The sequence below is a fragment of the Streptomyces sp. CWNU-52B genome (assembly GCF_047444975.1).
Taxonomy (GTDB): Bacteria; Actinomycetota; Actinomycetes; order Streptomycetales; family Streptomycetaceae; genus Streptomyces.
The window spans coordinates 164,357-181,914 of record NZ_JBLFJV010000002.1 but is presented as its reverse complement, the minus strand read 5'-3'; the positions used below and the strand labels follow the sequence as shown (position 1 = coordinate 181,914).

General features: G+C 72.0%; 13 protein-coding genes. All 13 read left to right on the top strand.

Translation table 11 applies throughout. The annotated features are described in order from the left end of the window. Positions 1-267: 267 nt before the first annotated feature. Complete coding sequence (locus ACLVWQ_RS02010; RefSeq protein ID WP_414106320.1) at positions 268-2,805, top strand: Pls/PosA family non-ribosomal peptide synthetase; 2,538 nt, start codon at positions 268-270, stop codon at positions 2,803-2,805. Between the two features lie 72 nt (positions 2,806-2,877). Next, positions 2,878-5,313: an amino acid adenylation domain-containing protein gene (locus ACLVWQ_RS02005; protein ID WP_414106319.1), complete on the top strand. Its 2,436-nt coding sequence runs from the start codon at positions 2,878-2,880 to the stop codon at positions 5,311-5,313. A gap of 106 nt (positions 5,314-5,419) precedes the next feature. Beyond that, entirely contained in the window at positions 5,420-6,451 is a 1,032-nt protein-coding gene (locus ACLVWQ_RS02000) for a TauD/TfdA family dioxygenase (protein ID WP_414106318.1), read from the top strand. Beyond that, positions 6,448-7,554 (top strand): 2,3-diaminopropionate biosynthesis protein SbnB, encoded by a 1,107-nt coding sequence (gene sbnB / locus ACLVWQ_RS01995; RefSeq protein WP_414106317.1) that lies wholly within the window; start codon positions 6,448-6,450, stop codon positions 7,552-7,554. The genes ACLVWQ_RS02000 and sbnB overlap by 4 nt, the downstream gene beginning before the upstream one ends. A gap of 60 nt (positions 7,555-7,614) precedes the next feature. Continuing rightward, entirely contained in the window at positions 7,615-8,601 is a 987-nt protein-coding gene (sbnA, locus tag ACLVWQ_RS01990; RefSeq protein ID WP_414106316.1) for a 2,3-diaminopropionate biosynthesis protein SbnA, read from the top strand. 79 nt (positions 8,602-8,680) lie between these two features. Beyond that, on the top strand, positions 8,681-10,330 hold the full coding sequence (locus tag ACLVWQ_RS01985; RefSeq protein WP_414106315.1) for an acyl-CoA dehydrogenase family protein: 1,650 nt from the start codon (positions 8,681-8,683) through the stop codon (positions 10,328-10,330). Positions 10,331-10,668: 338 nt separating this feature from the next. Beyond that, positions 10,669-11,988 (top strand): GAF domain-containing protein, encoded by a 1,320-nt coding sequence (locus ACLVWQ_RS01980; protein ID WP_414106314.1) that lies wholly within the window; start codon positions 10,669-10,671, stop codon positions 11,986-11,988. Positions 11,989-12,165: 177 nt separating this feature from the next. Next, positions 12,166-13,569 carry a hypothetical protein gene (locus ACLVWQ_RS01975; RefSeq protein WP_414106313.1) on the top strand — a complete coding sequence of 468 codons (1,404 nt, stop codon included), beginning with the start codon at positions 12,166-12,168 and terminating at the stop codon, positions 13,567-13,569. Between the two features lie 393 nt (positions 13,570-13,962). Next, positions 13,963-14,532 carry a GNAT family N-acetyltransferase gene (locus ACLVWQ_RS01970; RefSeq protein WP_414106312.1) on the top strand — a complete coding sequence of 190 codons (570 nt, stop codon included), beginning with the start codon at positions 13,963-13,965 and terminating at the stop codon, positions 14,530-14,532. A gap of 127 nt (positions 14,533-14,659) precedes the next feature. Further along, on the top strand, positions 14,660-14,743 hold the full coding sequence (locus ACLVWQ_RS01965) for a putative leader peptide (RefSeq protein ID WP_349817346.1): 84 nt from the start codon (positions 14,660-14,662) through the stop codon (positions 14,741-14,743). A gap of 143 nt (positions 14,744-14,886) precedes the next feature. Next, a complete protein-coding gene (locus ACLVWQ_RS01960; RefSeq protein ID WP_414106311.1) occupies positions 14,887-16,584 on the top strand; it encodes a nitrite/sulfite reductase in 1,698 nt (565 codons plus the stop codon). Beyond that, the gene (locus ACLVWQ_RS01955; RefSeq protein WP_307535490.1) at positions 16,581-16,760 is read left to right on the top strand and encodes a hypothetical protein; all 180 of its coding nucleotides are present in this window, start codon (positions 16,581-16,583) and stop codon (positions 16,758-16,760) included. The genes ACLVWQ_RS01960 and ACLVWQ_RS01955 overlap by 4 nt, the downstream gene beginning before the upstream one ends. Further along, complete coding sequence (locus ACLVWQ_RS01950) at positions 16,757-17,500, top strand: phosphoadenylyl-sulfate reductase (protein ID WP_414106310.1); 744 nt, start codon at positions 16,757-16,759, stop codon at positions 17,498-17,500. The genes ACLVWQ_RS01955 and ACLVWQ_RS01950 overlap by 4 nt, the downstream gene beginning before the upstream one ends. Positions 17,501-17,558 lie beyond the last annotated feature (58 nt).

Here is a 17,558-nt window from a genome sequence, read left to right as displayed (position 1 = left end):
CGCACATTCCCATGAGCACGAGCATACCTCCCGCAAACAGGTCCGCCACACCGGAACAGGCTTTCTTTCGCCCCTCCGGAACCTCATCGAGAACACAACAGGCACACCTCGGCTTCACCCACACATCATTCGTCACCAATTCGGCCGCACGGTGAAACTGAGGGCGCGGATCCTTCGTATTCCCCTCCGAGGCACCAACCACTCCGAACAGTCGTAAGTGGCAGTGAAAAGTCCGCAAACAGCAGTAATCACCAGCAAGGAGATCAAGTGGTGGGAAATCCCGGAGAGGTCACGACCGTCGCTCCGGCTCCGACTCCGTCGCCGCCGACATCGGTGCCGACATCGGTGCCGGCGACGCCGACGACCGGCGACCCGGTGAGCGGGACGGAGCGCGTCCTCGCGGAGGTGCTCGCCGGTGTCGTACGCGTCGAGCAGGTCCCCGTCGACAGTCACTTCTTCGACGACCTCGGAGCCAACTCCCTGGTGATGGCGCACTTCTGCGCCCGGGTCAGGAAACACCCGGACCTGCCCGCCGTGTCGATGCGCGACGTGTACGGCCACCCGACGATCCGGGGCCTGGCTGCGGCGCTCGTCGAGGTTCCGGACGAGGCGCCCGCGCCCGCACCGGAACCGGCCGAGCCGCCCGCGCGGGTCGGCGGCGCCCGGTACGTCCTGTGCGGGGCGCTGCAGTTCCTGGCCTTCGCCGTGTACTGCCTGCTCTCCGGGCTCGTCACCGTCCAGGGGTACGGCTGGGTCTCGGCCGGGGACGGCGTCGTGGACGTCTATCTGCGGTCGGCCGTCGTCGGAAGCGCCGCCCTCGTCGGTCTGTGCACGCTGCCGGTGGTGGCCAAGTGGGTGCTCGTCGGCCGCTGGAAGGAGACCGAGTTCCCCGTCTGGAGCCTCGCCTATCTGCGCTTCTGGACCGTCAAGTCGCTGCTGCACGCCAACCCGATGGTCCTGTTCGTGGGCAACCCGCTCTACGTGCTCTATCTGCGGGCCCTCGGCGCACGGATCGGCAGGAACGTCACGATCCTCTCCCCCTCGGTCCCGGTCTGCACCGACCTGTTCGCCGTCGGCTCGAACACGGTGATCCGCAAGGACGCGTACTTCCTCTGCTACCAGGCGCACGCCGGGCGCATCCGCACCGGCCGGGTCACCCTGGGCCAGGACGTGTTCGTCGGTGAGAAGACCGTCCTCGACATCGGCACCTCGATGGGCGACGGATCCCAGCTCGGCCACTCGTCCGCGCTCCCGACGGGCGCCGAGGTGCCGGCCGGACAGCACTGGCACGGCTCCCCGGCCCAGCGCACGGACGTCGACTACGTACGCGTCGCCCCGGCCGACTGCGGCACCGCGCGCCGGGTGGGCTACGGCCTGGCCACCGTGCTCCAGACGCTCCTGGTCTCCATGCCGCTGCTCGTCGGGGGCACGTACATGCTGCTCACGCTCGCGCCCTCGCTCGACGTGCTGCTGAACCGCGAGGCGCAGCACATCACCTCGGGACGGTTCTACGCCGAGGCGCTCGGTCTGTCGCTCGCGCTCTTCGTGGCGTTCATCGTGATCGGCTTCGCCGTCGTGACCGTGGTCCCGCGGCTGCTGAACCTGTTCCTCGAACCGGACCGGGTCTATCCGCTCTACGGCTTCCACTACTCGGTGCAGCGCGCGGTGGCGCGGCTGACCAACGTCAAGTTCTTCAAGTGGCTGTGCGGGGACAGCTCGTACATCGTCCACTACCTGCGGGCCCTCGGGTACGACCTCTCGCATGTCGAGCAGACCGGCTCCAACTTCGGTACGGAGGTGGCGCACGAGACGCCGTACCTGGCCTCCGTCGGCAGCGGCACGATGGTCGCCGACGGGCTGTCGATCATGAACGCCGAGTTCTCGGCCACGTCGTTCCGCGTCTCGCGCGCCTCGATCGGGCCGCGCAACTTCCTCGGCAACCACATCGCCTATCCGGCGGGCGGCCGCACCGGTGAGAACTGCCTGCTCGCGACGAAGGTCATGGTCCCGCTCGACGGGGAGATCCGCGAAGGGGTCGGCCTGCTGGGCTCGCCGCCCTTCGAGATCCCGCGGACCGTGGAGCGCGACACCCGCTTCGACCACCTCCGTGAGGGCGCCGAGCTGCGCCGCCGCCTCGCCGCGAAGAACCGTCACAACCTGCGCACCATGGGCCTGTTCCTGTTCGTCCGCTGGTTCGACTGGTTCGTGCTCACGGTGCTCGGCTTCGCCGCCTTCGACCTGTACGGGGAGCACGGCGTCGTCGGCGGTCTGCTGATCGGGACGTCCCTGATCGTCGGCCTCGCCTTCACGACCGGCTACTACGTGCTGGTGGAGCGGGTGATCCTGCGGTTCCGTCCGCTGGAACCCCGGCTGCACTCCATCTACGACCCGCTCTTCTGGCGGCACGAGCGGCTGTGGAAGATCCCCGACACGCACATCGCCGTGTTCAACGGCACCCCGTTCAAGAACGTGCTCTGGCGGCTCCTCGGGGTGCGCATCGGCCGCCGGGTCTTCGACGACGGCGCCTACATCACCGAGCGCACGCTCACCGCGATCGGGAGCCACTGCACCCTCGGGGCGCACAGCAAGGTGCAGTCGCACTCCCAGGAGGACGGCACCTTCAAGTCCGACCACATCGAGCTCGGGGACGGCGTGACGCTCGGCGTCGGCGCGCTCGTCCACTACGGCGCGTCGGTGGGGGACGCCGCCGTGCTCGCCGCCGACTCCTTCCTGATGAAGGGCGAGGAGGTACCGGCGGGGGCGCACTGGGGCGGGAACCCGGCGGTCGCACCGCGCCGCGCCTGACAGCGCCGGGGCACGCCGAACAGCACCACCGAACAGCACCACTGCATGTACGGAACACAGGGGGGAACAGGAATGGAAGCGATACCGAGGTGGACGCTCGCCCCGGTCCCGGGCACGGCGGTGTACGAAGTGCCGCTGCCCGACGGCCTGGTGACGGAGCCGCCCGCGCTGCTGGCCGCACACGCCAAGGTCCTCGCGGCGCTGTCCGGTGAACGCGAGGTCGTCACCGGCTGTGTCACGGCGAAGGGCGCACCGCCGCGGCTGTGCCGGCTGACCGTCGGCGCCGGCCCGTGGCGGGATCTGCTGGCCCAGGCGGACCTGGCGGTGCGGCAGGCCGCCGACGAACCGGCCGGTGAGCCGCCCGTGCGGGAGGCGGGCGGCGCACCCGCCTTCTTCCGGACGGTGCTCGACCCGTACGGCACCGGCGCCGCCGAGGACACCGGGCACCCCGAGCAGTCCGAGCACACCGACGAGGGCTCCGAGCTGCACGTGAGCGTGGTGGGGCGCGTCCTGCGGCTGCGCTACCGCACCGACGTCCTCGACTCCGGCGCCGCCGCCCGGGTCGCCGGCTACCACCTCACCGCGCTCGGCCTGCTCACCGCCGACCCGGACGCCGGGCACGACGGGTGCGGCCTGCTGGGCGACGACGAACTCCGGTTCCAGCTGGACGGGCTGGCCGGACCGCACCGCGAACTGCCGGACCGCCGCGTCCACGAGCTCTTCGAGGAGCGGGTGGCGGCCCGTCCGGACGCCGTGGCCGCCGTGCAAGGGGACCGGCGGTGGACGTACCGCGAGCTCAACGCGCGGGCCAACCGGATCGGCCGGGCGCTGCTGGCCCGCGGGCTGCGCCCCGAGGGGGTCGTCGCCGTCGTCATGGAACGCGATCTGGACTGGATGGCCGGCGTCCTCGCCGTCCTCAAGGCGGGCGGCGTCTATCTGCCCGTCGAGCCGCACTTCCCCGCCGGACGGATCGAGGCGACGCTCAGGCGCGCGGGGTGCGAACTCGTCCTGACCGAGCACGGCAGCACCGCCACACTGGAGCGGGCCGACACCGGCGCCCGCACGCTGTACGTCGACACGGCCTACGCGGAGGACCACCCCGACGGCGACCTCGAGGTCCCCGTCGCCGCGGACCAGCTCGCGTACATCTACTTCACCTCGGGCTCCACCGGGGAGCCCAAGGGCGCGATGTGCGAGCACGCGGGCTTCGTCAACCACGTCCTCGCCAAGATCGACGACCTGGGTGTCGCGGAGGGGCGGACCGTCGCACAGACCGCTCCCCAGTGCTTCGACATCTCGCTGTGGCAGCTGGTCGCCGCGCTCCTGGTCGGCGGCCGGACCCTGCTGGTCGCCCAGGAGGTGATCCTGGACGTGCCCCGGTTCGTGGACACGATCGTGGCGGGCCGGGTCGAGGTGCTCCAGGTCGTCCCGTCCTATCTGGAGGCGGTCCTCGCCGAGTTGGAGCAGCGGCCGCGCGAACTGCCCGACCTGCGCTGTGTGTCGGTCACCGGGGAGGCCGTCAAGAAGGAACTCGTCCAGCGGTGGTTCGCGGCCGAGCCCGGCATCCGGCTGGTCAACGCCTACGGGCTGACCGAGACGTCCGACGACACCAACCACGAGGTCATGTCGCGGGTGCCGGACCAGGACCGGGTGCCGCTCGGCCGGCCGGTCGCCAACGTGCGCGTGTACGTCGTGGACGAGCGGCTGTCGCCCGTGCCGCTCGGCGCGCCCGGCGAGATCGTCTTCTCCGGGGTCTGCGTCGGCCGCGGGTACGTCAACGACCCCGAGCGCACGAGGGCGGCGTTCACCACCGATCCGCACCGGCCGGGCGAGCGGCTCTACCGCAGCGGGGACCACGGCCGGTGGCTGCCCGACGGGAAGCTGGAGTTCCTCGGGCGCCGGGACAGCCAGGTGAAGATCCGCGGCTTCCGCATCGAGATCGGCGAGATCGAGAACGCCCTGCTGCGGGCGCCCGGGGTCCGGGACGGCGCCGTGGTGGTCGTACGGGGCACGCGGCTGGTGGCGTTCTGCGCGGGCCCGGAGCCGCTGGACCCGGGGGCGGTGCGTGCGCGGCTGGCCATGTCGCTGCCCGCGTACATGGTGCCGTCGGCCGTCCACCGGCGCGAGAGCCTGCCGCTGACCGCCAACGGCAAGATCGACCGCAGGACGCTGGCCGCACTCGCCGAGGAGCTCGACTCCGCCGGGAGCGGTCCGGGCGGCTCCGCCGGCTCCGGCGGTCGGGGCGGCTCCGGCGGTGCGAACGGCTCGCACGCGCCGGGCACGGCGGGCGAGCGGCGTCTGGCGGCGGCCTGGGCCGAGGTGCTGGGCATCCCGCAGGACCGCATCGGCAGGCAGGACCACTTCTTCGACCGTGGCGGCACCTCGCTGGCCGCGGTGAAGCTGGCGGTCGCCCTGGACCGGGCGATCACCCTCAAGGACGTCACCCGCCACCCGGTTCTCGCGGACCTGGCGGGACTGCTCGACGAACCGGTCCGGGAGGCCTCCTGAACCGCGCCGGGAGCCGGGCCGGGGACCCGGCGCAAGAGCCGCTGACCGAGCACCACCCGCACCCGCACATGGCCTGAACAGTGCAGGACCCGAAAGGAACCACGAGATGTCCTCAACTCCGATGCTGCTGCCCGATGTCGACCTGCGTCCCGGCAGTCCGCCGACCCTGCGCGCCGACGGGACGGGGGACGCGGCGGGGGACCCGGCCGGCTGGGCGGCCGCACACCGCGACGCGCTGCGCGCGGTGGTCGCCGGGCACGGCAGCGTCCTGATCCGCGGGCTGGGTCTGAGCGACCCGGACACCACCGCGGACGTCTTCCGGCGGCTGGCCACCGGTCTGATGCCCGACCGGGAGTCCTTCGCGCCCCGGCGCAGGTACGCGGACGGCGTCTACTCCTCGTCCAAGTGGCCGCCCAACCAGCAGATGTGCATGCACCACGAGCTGAGCTACGCGCTGGAGTACCCCGGACTCATGATGTTCGCGTGCCTCGACGCGCCGGCCGAGGGCGGGGCCACCGCGGTCTGCGACTCGCCCACGGTGCTCAAGGCGCTGCCCGGCGACCTCACCGAACGGTTCGCCCGCGAGGGGTGGTTGCTCACACGGACGTACAACGACGAGATCGGGGCGACGCTCACCGAGGCCTTCGGCACCGAGGACCGCGCCGCCGTCGAGCGCTACTGCCGGGCCCACGCCATCGAGTTCGCCTGGCGGAGCGACGGCTCCCTGCACACCAGGCAGCGCCGCGCCGCGGTGGTCCGCCACCCGGTCACGGGCCGGCTCTGCTGGTTCAACCAGATCGCCTTCCTCAACGAGTGGACGATGGACCCCGAGGTGCGCGAGTACCTGGTGGACGTCTACGGCCCCGACGGGCTGCCCTTCAACACCCGCTACGGCGACGGCGATCCGATCGGCGAGGACGTCGTCCGGCGGATCAACGAGGTGTACGAGGCCCACACCGTGCGCGAGCCGTGGCACTCCGGTGACCTGATGCTCGTCGACAACATCCGCACCGCGCACTCCAGGGAGCCCTTCGAGGGCCCGCGCGAGGTGCTCGCCGCGCTGGCCGACCCGGTCAGGCCGGCCGGCCCCACGCCCACATCCACGTCCACGCCCACGAGCGAAGTGAGGACCACATGACCGACGCGGACAGGGCGGCACAGCCCACCGGGGCACCCACAGCAGCCGGAGCACCCGAGACATCGGAGGCGTCCGGGAGGCTCACCGCTCCCCCGTTCACCGTCGTCTCGGGCGCCCAGGTCCAACAGGCCCTGGAGGGGCGGGAACCCGAGATCGGGGACCTCGTCGAGACCGTGTACCGGCTGCACGGGGCGGGCGACTCGGTGAACCCGCCGTCGTACTTCCTGCGCTTCGCGGACCGCCCGTCGTCCCGGATCATCGCGCTCCCGGCGTCGATCGGCGGCTCGGTACGGGTCGACGGCCTGAAGTGGATCTCCAGCTTCCCCGGGAACACCGCGGCCGGGCTGCCGCGGGCCTCGGCCGTGCTGATCCTCAACGACCACGACACGGGCTATCCGTTCGCCTGCCTGGAGAGCTCGATCATCAGCGCCACCCGCACGGCGGCGTCCGCGGCCCTCGCCGCCGACCGGCTCAGCCGCGGCCGCACCCGGCCCACCCGCGTCGGATTCATCGGCACGGGTCTGATCGCCCGCTACGTCCACACCCATCTGGCCGCCACCGGCTGGTCGTTCGAGGAGACCGGGGTGCACGACCTGTCCGCGGACAGCGCGGCCGGCTTCAGCGGCTATCTGGAACGGTCGGGCGCCAAGGGACGGATCACCGTGCACGGCGGTGCCGAGTCGCTGATCCGCTCCAGCGACCTGATCGTCTTCGCCACCGTCGCGGGCGAGCCGTACGTCCACGACCCCGGCTGGTTCTCCCACGCGCCACTCGTGCTGCATGTGTCGCTGCGCGACCTCGCGCCCGAGATCCTGCTCGCCTCGGCCAACTTCGTGGACGACGTCGAGCACTGCCTGAAGGCGGAGACCTCTCCGCACCTGGCCGAACGCCTCACCGGCGGCCGGGACTTCCTCGACGGCACGCTGGACGACGTGCTGTCCGGGCGGGTGGGCGTACCGGCCGACCGGACGGTGGTCTTCTCGCCCTTCGGCCTCGGGGTCCTGGACCTCGCGGTCGGCAAGTTCGTCCACGACGAGGTGGCCCGGCGGGGCGAGCCGCATGTCGTGGACGGGTTCTTCCACGAGCTGCGCCGGTACGGCTGACCGGCGGGCGCCGTGCCGCACGAGGAGTGGGCACGGCGCCGCATGAAGGAGGGGGACAACATGCCCGTCATATCCGATCCTTCGGAGTTCAACGAGGACGAGCTCTACGTCGACCTGCGGGCGACGATGGGGCTCGACCTCTTCCTGAAGTGCGAGGGGTTCAATTTCGCGGGGTCGATCAAGATGAAGGCGGCGACCGAGATGGTGGACGCCGCCGAACGCAGCGGCGCCCTGCGGCCGGGTTCGGTCCTGGTCGAGTCGTCGTCGGGGAACCTGGGCGTGGCGCTGAGCGTGATCGCCGCGAGCCGCGGCTACGGGTTCCTGTGCGTGACCGACGCGCGCTGCAATCCGGCGACCCGGCGGATGATGGAGGCACTGGGCAGTGTGGTCCACGTCGTCGACGAACCCGCCCTGCACGGCGGCTTCCTGGGTGCCCGGATCGCGTACGTGCGCGCGCTGTGCGCCTCGGACGAGCGGTACGTGTGGCTCAACCAGTACGCCAACGACAGCAACTGGCGGGCGCACTACCGCACCACCGCCCCGGCCATCGCCCGCCACTTCCCCGACCTGGACGTCCTGTTCGTCGGCGCCGGCACGACCGGCACCCTGATGGGCTGCGCGCGCTGGTTCTGGCAGTGGCGGCGCCGGGTGCGGATCGTCGCGGTGGACAGCGTCGGCTCGGTGACCTTCGGCGGGCCGGCGCGCCCCCGGACGATCCCCGGCCTGGGCATGGGCGTCCGTCCGCCCCTGCTCGACGAGTCGTACGTCGACGACGTGGTGCATGTGGAGGAGGCGGACACCGTCCGCGTCTGCCGCCGGCTGGCCGCCCGGGGGTTCCTGTTCGGCGGCTCCACCGGCACGGTGGTGAGCGGGGCGTCCGACTGGCTCGACCGGCACGGCAGGAGGGGCCTCACCTCGGTGGCGCTCGCCCCCGACCTGGGTGAGCGCTACCTCGACACGGTCCACAGTCCGACCTGGTCGGCGGGCCCGCGCGCCGAGGACACCCTCGGCTCCGGCGACCTGGCCGTCCTGCCCCGCCCGGCCTGACGGGCCCGGCGGGACCCGCGGGTCCGGGGTGCGGCGCGCGTTTGGTGACGGACGCCGCACCCCGGGTAGGTTCGCAGACATGGCAGCCAGCACCCACACCGTGACCAACCAGGCTCCGCCGCTGGTCGCGTACGACCTCTTCAACGCCGACCGGGCCCTCGTGGAGGCGGTCGAGCGGCATCTCGACCCCGCGCTGCTCGGCGAGGCACGCGGCGAACTGTCGGCCCTCGGGCTCACCTCCGGGTCCGAGCAGGTCCAGAAGTGGGGGGCGCTGGCCAACGAGAACCCGCCGAAGCTGCTCACCCACGACCGGTACGGCGAGCGCCTGGACGAGGTCGAGTTCCATCCGTCCTGGCACCGGCTCCTCGGCAAGGGTGTCTCGGCGGGGCTGACGGCGGCGTGGACCCGGCCCGGCGGGCATGTGCGGCGCGCGGCCGCCTTCCTGGTCTGGAGCCAGGTCGAGGCGGGCAACGGCTGTCCGCTGTCGATGACGCACGCGGCGGTGCCCGCGCTGCGCACCGACCCGGCGCTCGCCGCGGAGTGGGAGCCCCGGCTCACGTCCACGGTCTACGACCAGGGCCTGCGCCCCGCCGCCCGGAAGGCCGGTGTGCTCTTCGGGATGGGCATGACGGAGAAGCAGGGCGGCAGCGACGTCCGCGCGAACACGACGGCCGCTCGGCCGCTCGCCGAGGACGGGACGTACGAGCTGACGGGCCACAAGTGGTTCTGCTCGGCTCCGATGTCGGACGGCTTCCTGGTGCTGGCCCAGGCCGGCGACTCGGAGGGGTCCGGCGGTCTCACCTGCTTCCTGGTGCCGCGCGTACTGGCGGACGGCACCCGGAACGTGTTCAGGATCCAGCGGCTCAAGGACAAGCTGGGCAACCGGTCGAACGCCTCCGCGGAGGTCGAGTTCGACGGGACCTGGGCGCGCCGGGTCGGCGACGAGGGGCGCGGGGTGCGCACCATCATCGAGATGGTCGCAGCCACCCGGCTCGACTGTGTGCTGGGCTCGGCGGGGCTGATGCGGCAGGCCGTCGCGCAGGCCGTGCACCACTGCACGTACCGCGAGGCGTTCGGCGGCCGGCTGATCGACAAGCCGCTGATGCGGAACGTGCTGGCGGACCTGGCCCTGGAGTCCGAGGCGGCGACGGCCCTCGCGCTGCGGCTGGCCGCCGCGTACGACGACGGCGGTGAGCAGGAGCGGGCCTTCCTGCGGCTCGCGGTGCCCGCGGCGAAGTACTGGGTCACCAAGCGCTGCACACCGGTCGTGGCCGAGGCCCTGGAGTGCCTGGGCGGCAACGGGTACGTGGAGGAGTCGGGCATGCCGCGGCTGCTGCGCGAGTCGCCGCTCAACTCGGTCTGGGAGGGCGCGGGCAACGTCCAGGCCCTCGACGTGGTGCGGGCCCTCCAGCGGGAGCCCGCGGCCCTGAACGCGTATCTCCAGGAGGTCGGTCTGGCCCGGGGCGCCGATCACCGGCTGGACGGGGCGATCAAGAGCCTGCTGACCGAACTCGCCGACCTGGGCGGTGTCGAGGCGCGCGCCCGGCGTCTCGTCGAGCGGATCGCCGTGGTGCTCCAGGGTTCGCTGCTGGTCCGCTTCGCTCCGTCGGAGGTCGCCGACGCGTTCTGCGCCTCACGGCTGGGCGGGGACTGGGGCTCGTCCCTGGGGACGCTGCCGCACACGCTCGACCTCGCCGCGGTGGTGGAGCGGGCCCGTCCCGTCTCCTGAGTGACGGGGCGACGACACGGGGGTGGTGCTGCGCCGACGCGGCACCAACCCCGTGCGTCTCAAGTCTCCGCAGCGCACGGGGTGTCGCGCCAGGGTTGCAGAGGGTTGCAACCTGTTTCTTACCCTGTCTGAGATTCCCCGCCCCGAATTGCCGCCGCGCATCCGGAGTGTCGCCTTCCACGGCGGACAGACGACACGATGAGCGGATGAACGGATGGGCGGACGGGTCGGACGGGCGGACGGGCGGCACCATGGGGCGTGCGAGCAGTACGGGTCTCGGACCCCACGACCGCCGAGATCCGGGCCGGTCGTCCGTTCAGGACCTCCGGGAGGACACAGTGGCGCACGCATCGGACGTGGCACGGCTGACCGCCGTGGACGCCGCACAGGCGGCACGCCTGCTCGGCGAAGTACGCGACGCCAGACTGTCCGGCAGGCCGGGGCCCCTCGACCCGCGGCCGGTCATCGGGGAGTCCTGGGAGCGCATGCTGCGCTGCGGCGTCGACCCCGACCTCGACTGCCGCGCGAGGCTGCTCGGCCGGGGCGAGATCGAGCGACTGCGGCGCGAGTCCCCGCTGCGGCACGTCCTTCCGGTGCTGCGCGAGGGGTTGTTGTCGGTCGCGGACGTCGCCCGCCACATCATGGTCGTGGCCGACGACGAGGGCCGGGTGCTGTGGCGCGAGGGCAGCAGGCCCGTGCTGCGCAAGGCCGACGACTTCGGTTTCGAGGTCGGCGCGGACTGGGGCGAGACGGTCGTCGGCACGAACGGCATCGGCACCCCCGCGGTCGTCGGCCACCCCGTGCAGGTCTTCGCCGCCGAGCACTTCGTCCGCAGCCACGCCACCTGGACCTGTACGGGCGCGCCGATCACCGACCCGCGCGACGGCCGGCTGATCGGCGTCGTGGACGTCAGCGGCCCCTGGGAGACGACGCATCCGGCGACCCTGCCGTGGGTCGCCTCGGTGGCCAAGCTCGCCGAGGCGCGGTTACGGGAACGGCACCAGGTCGCGCTGGAGCGGCTGCGCTCGGTGGCCGCGCCGGTCCTCGCCCGGACCACCGGGCGCGCCCTCGCCGTCGACCGGTACGGCTGGACCGCCGCGGTCAGCGGCATGCCTCCGCCGGACCGGCTCACGCTGCCCGGCACGGTCGGCACCGACCGGATCTGGCTGCCCTCGCTCGGCTGGTGCTCGGTGGAACCGCTGGGCGACGGCTGGCTGGTGCGCGCCTCGAACGAACGTTCCGCCTCGCGTGGCGCCTCCCGGATCGAGCTGGACCTGGCGCGGCCGCGCCGCTGGTCGCTGACCGTGGCGGACGGCGCGGGCAGCTGGACCCATGGACTGAGCCCCCGGCACACCGAGTTGCTGTATCTGCTGGCCCTGCACCGCACCGGCCGCAGCGCCGCGGGGCTGGCCGAGGACATGTTCGGCGACCCGGCCCGTACGGTGACCGTACGGGCGGAGATGTCGCGGATACGCCGTTATCTGGGGGCTGTTCTGGAACACCGGCCGTATCGTTTCTGCGAGGAGGCCGAGGTGCGGGTGATCCTCCCCGAGAACCCCCTCGACCTCCTTCCGCACTCGACGGCCCCGGGGGTTCTCCGGTCGCGCGCCACAGCCCTGGCCCCGGCCGCCGGCATCGTCACGACCGCAGGTCGGTGACCGGCTTGAGCCGCTTCAGGGAAACCGGTGGGCGGGCCGGGATCCCGGCCGATTCCGGGGTATTCGGCCTGGCTCGGCACCCTCTGCCGTACCATCCAACGCACGGCCCCCCACATCCGTCTCCTCCGGCCCAACCGTCGGATCGCAGGAGGCAGTTGGCCGCCGACGGGAGGACCTATGACGTATCGAGGCAGACACCGGCGCCGGAGGAAGGGGCGTGTCCTGCGGGCCACGCTGTCCGGGACCGCCCTCGCGCTCACCGCCGCCGCCGCCATCATCAGCACCTCGCAGGCCGCCGGGAGCGACAATCCCGGCCCCCTGACGAAGCTCACCTCGTCGTCCGAGAAGTCCGAGCTCCAGTTGCGCGAGAACCTGGTCGACACGTCGACACTGGACACGCTGCAGAGCGGCATGGGCGGGGCTGTCGGCGTCGACACCGTCCTCAAGAGCGCCAACCACCCGATGCGCAACAAGGCCGACTGCGCCCCCACCGAGTCCGCGGCGCTGCCCGTCGAGCCGGCCGCCACCCGCGCGTACTGCTGGGACGGCGAGGACGCCACGACGCAGAAGTGGCTGCCGCAGTCCGTCACGACCTCCGGTGACGCCGACAGCGACGGCGAGTGGGGTCCGGACCGGGTCATCCTGGCCGGCTGGAGCCACAACGACGCCAAGGCGGGCGAGCCCTCGGCCGACAAGGGGCTGGCCCGGGTCGCGTTCATCGACGCGAACGACCCGAAGAACCTCAAGTACCGCTGGGTCCTGCTGGTCGCCCCGCTCTCCGACGGCAAGGACTTCGAGGCCGTCCGCTCGCACGTCGGCGGCATGGTCTGGTACCAGGACAAGCTGATCGTCACCGCGAAGAACGGCGCCGACCACGACGACGCGCTGTTCGTCTTCGACATGAACCGCATCCTGCGGGCCGACGTGGACAGCTCCGAGGTCGGCAGGGTCGACGACGGCTGGTCGGCACGCGGCTACAAGTACGTGATGCCGGCGATGGGCTCGTACAGCCTCACCGGCGGGGCCTGTGACGCGCGCGCCGCCGACGGGCGCCCCTGTGTCGCCTCGGTCTCCCTGGACCGCACCTCGACACCGGACAGCCTGGTCGCCAACGAGTGGTTCGACCCCGACGGCACCGAGCCGGCCCGGGTGTGGCGCTACCCCTACAGCACCGCGAGCGACCGCTCCGGCCTGCTGGGCAGCGACGCCCACGGCGTCGTGAACGCCGACGAGGCCTACGAGACCAAGGCCGTCGGGCTCCAGGGCGTCCTCTCGCACCGGGCGAGCGGGGCGAGCGAGCCCGACTGGTACACCGGCCACGCGTCGAACAGCCGCGACAGACACGGCACGCTCTGGCGCCAGGACGAGAGCGCCGCGAAGGCCGCGCAGTGCGGGTCCGGCGGGTCGTACGCCTGCTGGGGGCAGCACACCGCGTCCCTGTCGTACTGGCAGGAGACCGGCGAACTGTGGACGCTCACCGAGTGGGCGACCGACAAGGACAAGGAGTGGAAGCCCCCGGCGATCCCGGAGCGCGTGCTGTACGCGGTCCCGCTGTCGGCGGTCGACGACGCGGTGCAGTGAGCCTCCGGCCCGGCCCGGCCAGGTACGCGGCGCCGGGCCGGTCGCCGGTCGCCGGAACCTCTTTGGTCGGCGCCGTTGGTCGGATGCCAGGGCCGGAGGGCTCCAGGGGGCCGATGCCCCAGGAGGCCGGCGCTTCAAGGCCGTGCCGCGGGCCGGTGGGGCCGGGCGCGCCGTTCCCCGCGCCCCTGAGGAGCGGGGCCGCGCCCCGGCTCCGATCCTTCGGCCGGCGCCGAACCGTGTGTCGCTCATGCCGGGTGCAAGACCTCCTCACGTACGGGGGCCGGCGACCCGGGGCCGATAGCCAGGGGCCGGAGGGCCGGAGTCTTCGTGGGCAGCGTTCCGGTGGTGGACCCGGCGTGGAGGCGGGGCCGGTGTCGTGGTTCCCTGGCCGGCATGAACATCGCTGTGACCACCTGGTCCCTGGAGCAGACCTCGCCGGCCGACCGGCTGCCCGCCGCCGCCCCGGAGGGGGACGTCCGGATCGTCCGTGCCGAGGTGCCCTCCCCCGAGTTCAGCCGCTTCCTCTACAGCGCGGTCGGCGCGGACATCCGCTGGACGGACCGGCTCGGCTGGACGTACGCGCAGTGGCAGGCCGACCTGGAACGCCCCGGCGTGGAGACCTGGGTCGCCCAGGACCGCGGGACGCCCGCCGGATACGTGCAGCTCCAGGCGCAGGACGACGGCGCCGTGGAGATCGTCTACTTCGGACTGATCCCGGCCTTCCGCGGCCGGCGCATCGGCGGCCACCTCCTCTCGTACGGTGCCGCACGGGCCTGGGACCTGGCCGACCGCTGGCCGGGGCTGACCCCGACGAAGCGCGTCTGGTTGCATACATGCAGCAAGGACGGGGAGCACGCGATGGACAACTACCTGCGCCGCGGCTTCAAGCTCTTCGACACCACGGTGGAGGAGGAGCCGGACGTGACCACCCCCGGACCCTGGCCGGGGGCACAGGTCGGCTGACCTGGCAGGACGTCGTCCGGGCCGGTCCCTGTGAGCGACACCACCCTTGTCTCACATCCCGGGACCAAGGTGTCCGCATCCTGGACGAAGCTGGACTGTGTCCAGATCGCCGTGACACGCTTCCGTCATGTCTGGAACTGGAATTGCCTTGGTGAGTCGGCGGCACGTCGACCTCGGCCGCATGTCCAGCGCCATCTGTCCGGTCCGCTGACCCACGGCACCAGGGCCCTCGGCCCCGTGCCCAGCATCACCGACATTCCCTTGTCTCGACTTGCGCAACGACGCGCACGTATGCCCGTATGCGCCCGTGCGCGCAGGTCAGAGCCGCATCCGCCGGTCCCGAAGGACGTAACCATGGCCGCCACGCCTCAGAATCCCGCTGCCGCCGCGCCCCGCCGCAAGGTGAGCCGTCACCGCGGTGAGGGTCAGTGGGCCGTGGGCCATTTCACCCCGCTCAACGGCAACGAGCAGTTCAAGAAGGACGACGACGGTCTCAACGTGCGGACACGCATCGAGACCATCTACTCCAAGCGGGGCTTCGACTCGATCGACCCCAACGACCTGCGCGGCCGTATGCGCTGGTGGGGGCTGTACACCCAGCGCAAGCCCGGGATCGACGGCGGCAAGACCGCGGTCCTGGAGCCGGAGGAGCTGGACGACAAGTACTTCATGCTGCGGGTACGGATCGACGGCGGACGCCTCACCACCCAGCAGCTGCGCGTCATCGGCGAGATCTCGCAGGAGTTCGCGCGCGGGACCGCCGACCTCACCGACCGGCAGAACGTCCAGTACCACTGGATCCGCATCGAGGACGTCCCGGAGATCTGGGAGCGCCTGGAGGCCGTCGGGCTCTCCACGACCGAGGCCTGCGGTGACACGCCCCGCGTGATCCTCGGCTCGCCCGTCGCCGGTATCGCCGAGGACGAGATCATCGACGGCACGCCCGCCATCGAGGAGATCCACCGGCGGATCATCGGCAACAAGGACTTCTCGAACCTGCCCCGCAAGTTCAAGACCGCGGTCTCCGGCTCGCCGCTCCTCGACGTGGCGCACGAGATCAACGACGTCGCGTTCGTCGGCGTGAACCACCCCGAGCACGGCCCCGGCTTCGACCTGTGGGTCGGCGGCGGTCTCTCCACCAACCCGAAGATCGGCCAGCGCGTGGGGGCCTGGGTCCCGCTCGACGAGGTGGCCGACGTCCATGTGGGCGTCCTGTCGATCTTCCGCGACTACGGCTACCGGCGCCTGCGCACCCGCGCCCGGCTGAAGTTCCTGCTCGCCGACTGGGGCGTCGAGAAGTTCCGCCAGGTCCTCGAGGACGAGTACCTGAAGCGCAAGCTGATCGACGGCCCGGCTCCCGCCCAGCCGCTCGCCCGCTGGCGCGACCACGTCGGGGTGCACCGGCAGCAGGACGGCCGCTACTACGTCGGCTTCGCCCCGCGTGTGGGCCGCGTGGACGGCACCACGCTCACGAAGATCGCCGAGCTGGCCGAGGCGCACGGCTCGGGCCGGCTGCGGACCACCGCCGAGCAGAAGATGATCGTGCTCGACATCGAGCAGGAGCAGATCGACTCCCTCGTCGCGGGCCTGGAGGCGCTCGACCTGAAGGTCACGCCGTCCACCTTCCGGCGCGGCACGATGGCCTGCACCGGCATCGAGTACTGCAAGCTCGCCATCGTCGAGACCAAGGCGCGCGGCGCGGCGCTGATCGACGAACTGGAGCGCCGCATCCCCGAGTTCGACGAGCCCATCACCATCAACATCAACGGCTGCCCGAACGCCTGCGCCCGTATCCAGGTCGCGGACATCGGTCTCAAGGGCCAGTTGATGCTGGACAGCTCCGGCAACCAGGTCGAGGGCTACCAGGTGCACCTGGGCGGCGCGCTCGGACTCGAAGCCGGGTTCGGCCGCAAGGTCCGTGGCCTGAAGGTCACTTCGGACGACCTGCCCGAGTACATCGAGCGGGTGCTGAAGCGCTTCGAGGCGGAGCGCGAGGACGGCGAGCGGTTCGCCACCTGGGCCACGCGGGCCTCCGAGGAGGCTCTGTCGTGAGTGAGCGTGCGGCGCCCTTCTACTGCCCCTACTGCGGCGACGAGGACCTGCGCCCCGGCGAGCAGGGACACGGTGCGTGGGAATGCGCGGCATGCAATCGAGCCTTCCAACTGAAGTTCCTCGGGCTGCTGGCCCGCGGGGTTCAGCGCAACGACGGTGGAGGGGACGAGATATGACGACCGTGCAGTCCGATGCCGACACGGAGAAACAGCCCGGCGCCGAGAGCGGCCGGGACGCCGAGCTCAAGGCACTCGCCGAGCAGGCGGGCCGCGACCTGGAGGACGCCTCCGCCCTGGAGATCCTCCGGTGGGCCGCCGCCACCTTCGGCAAGCAGTTCTGCGTGACCTCCTCGATGGAGGACGCGGTGGTCGCCCACCTCGCGTCGCGCGCCTTCCCCGGCGTGGACGTCGTGTTCCTCGACACGGGCTACCACTTCCCCGAGACCATCGGCACCCGGGACGCCGTCGAGGCCGTGATGGACGTCAACGTCATCACGCTCACCCCGCGCCGGACCGTCGCCGAGCAGGACGCCCAGTTCGGCCCGAAGCTGCACGACCGCGACCCCGACCTGTGCTGCGCCATGCGGAAGGTCGAGCCCCTGGAGCAGGGCCTCACCAAGTACCGCGCCTGGGCCACGGGGCTGCGCCGCGACGAGTCCCCGACCCGGGCGAACACCCCGGTCGTCGGCTGGGACGAGAAGCGCCGCAAGGTCAAGATCGCGCCGATCGCCCGCTGGACGCAGGACGACGTGGACGCGTACGTGACCGAGCACGGGGTGCTCACCAACCCGCTCCTCATGGACGGCTACCCCTCCGTGGGCTGCGCCCCCTGCACCCGCCGGGTCCTCGACGGCGAGGACGCGCGCGCCGGCCGCTGGTCGGGCAGCGCGAAGACCGAGTGCGGGCTGCACGGCTGACCATGACCGCGGAAGCGAAGGCACCAGCAGAAGCACCGGCGACAGCGACGTCCTCGAC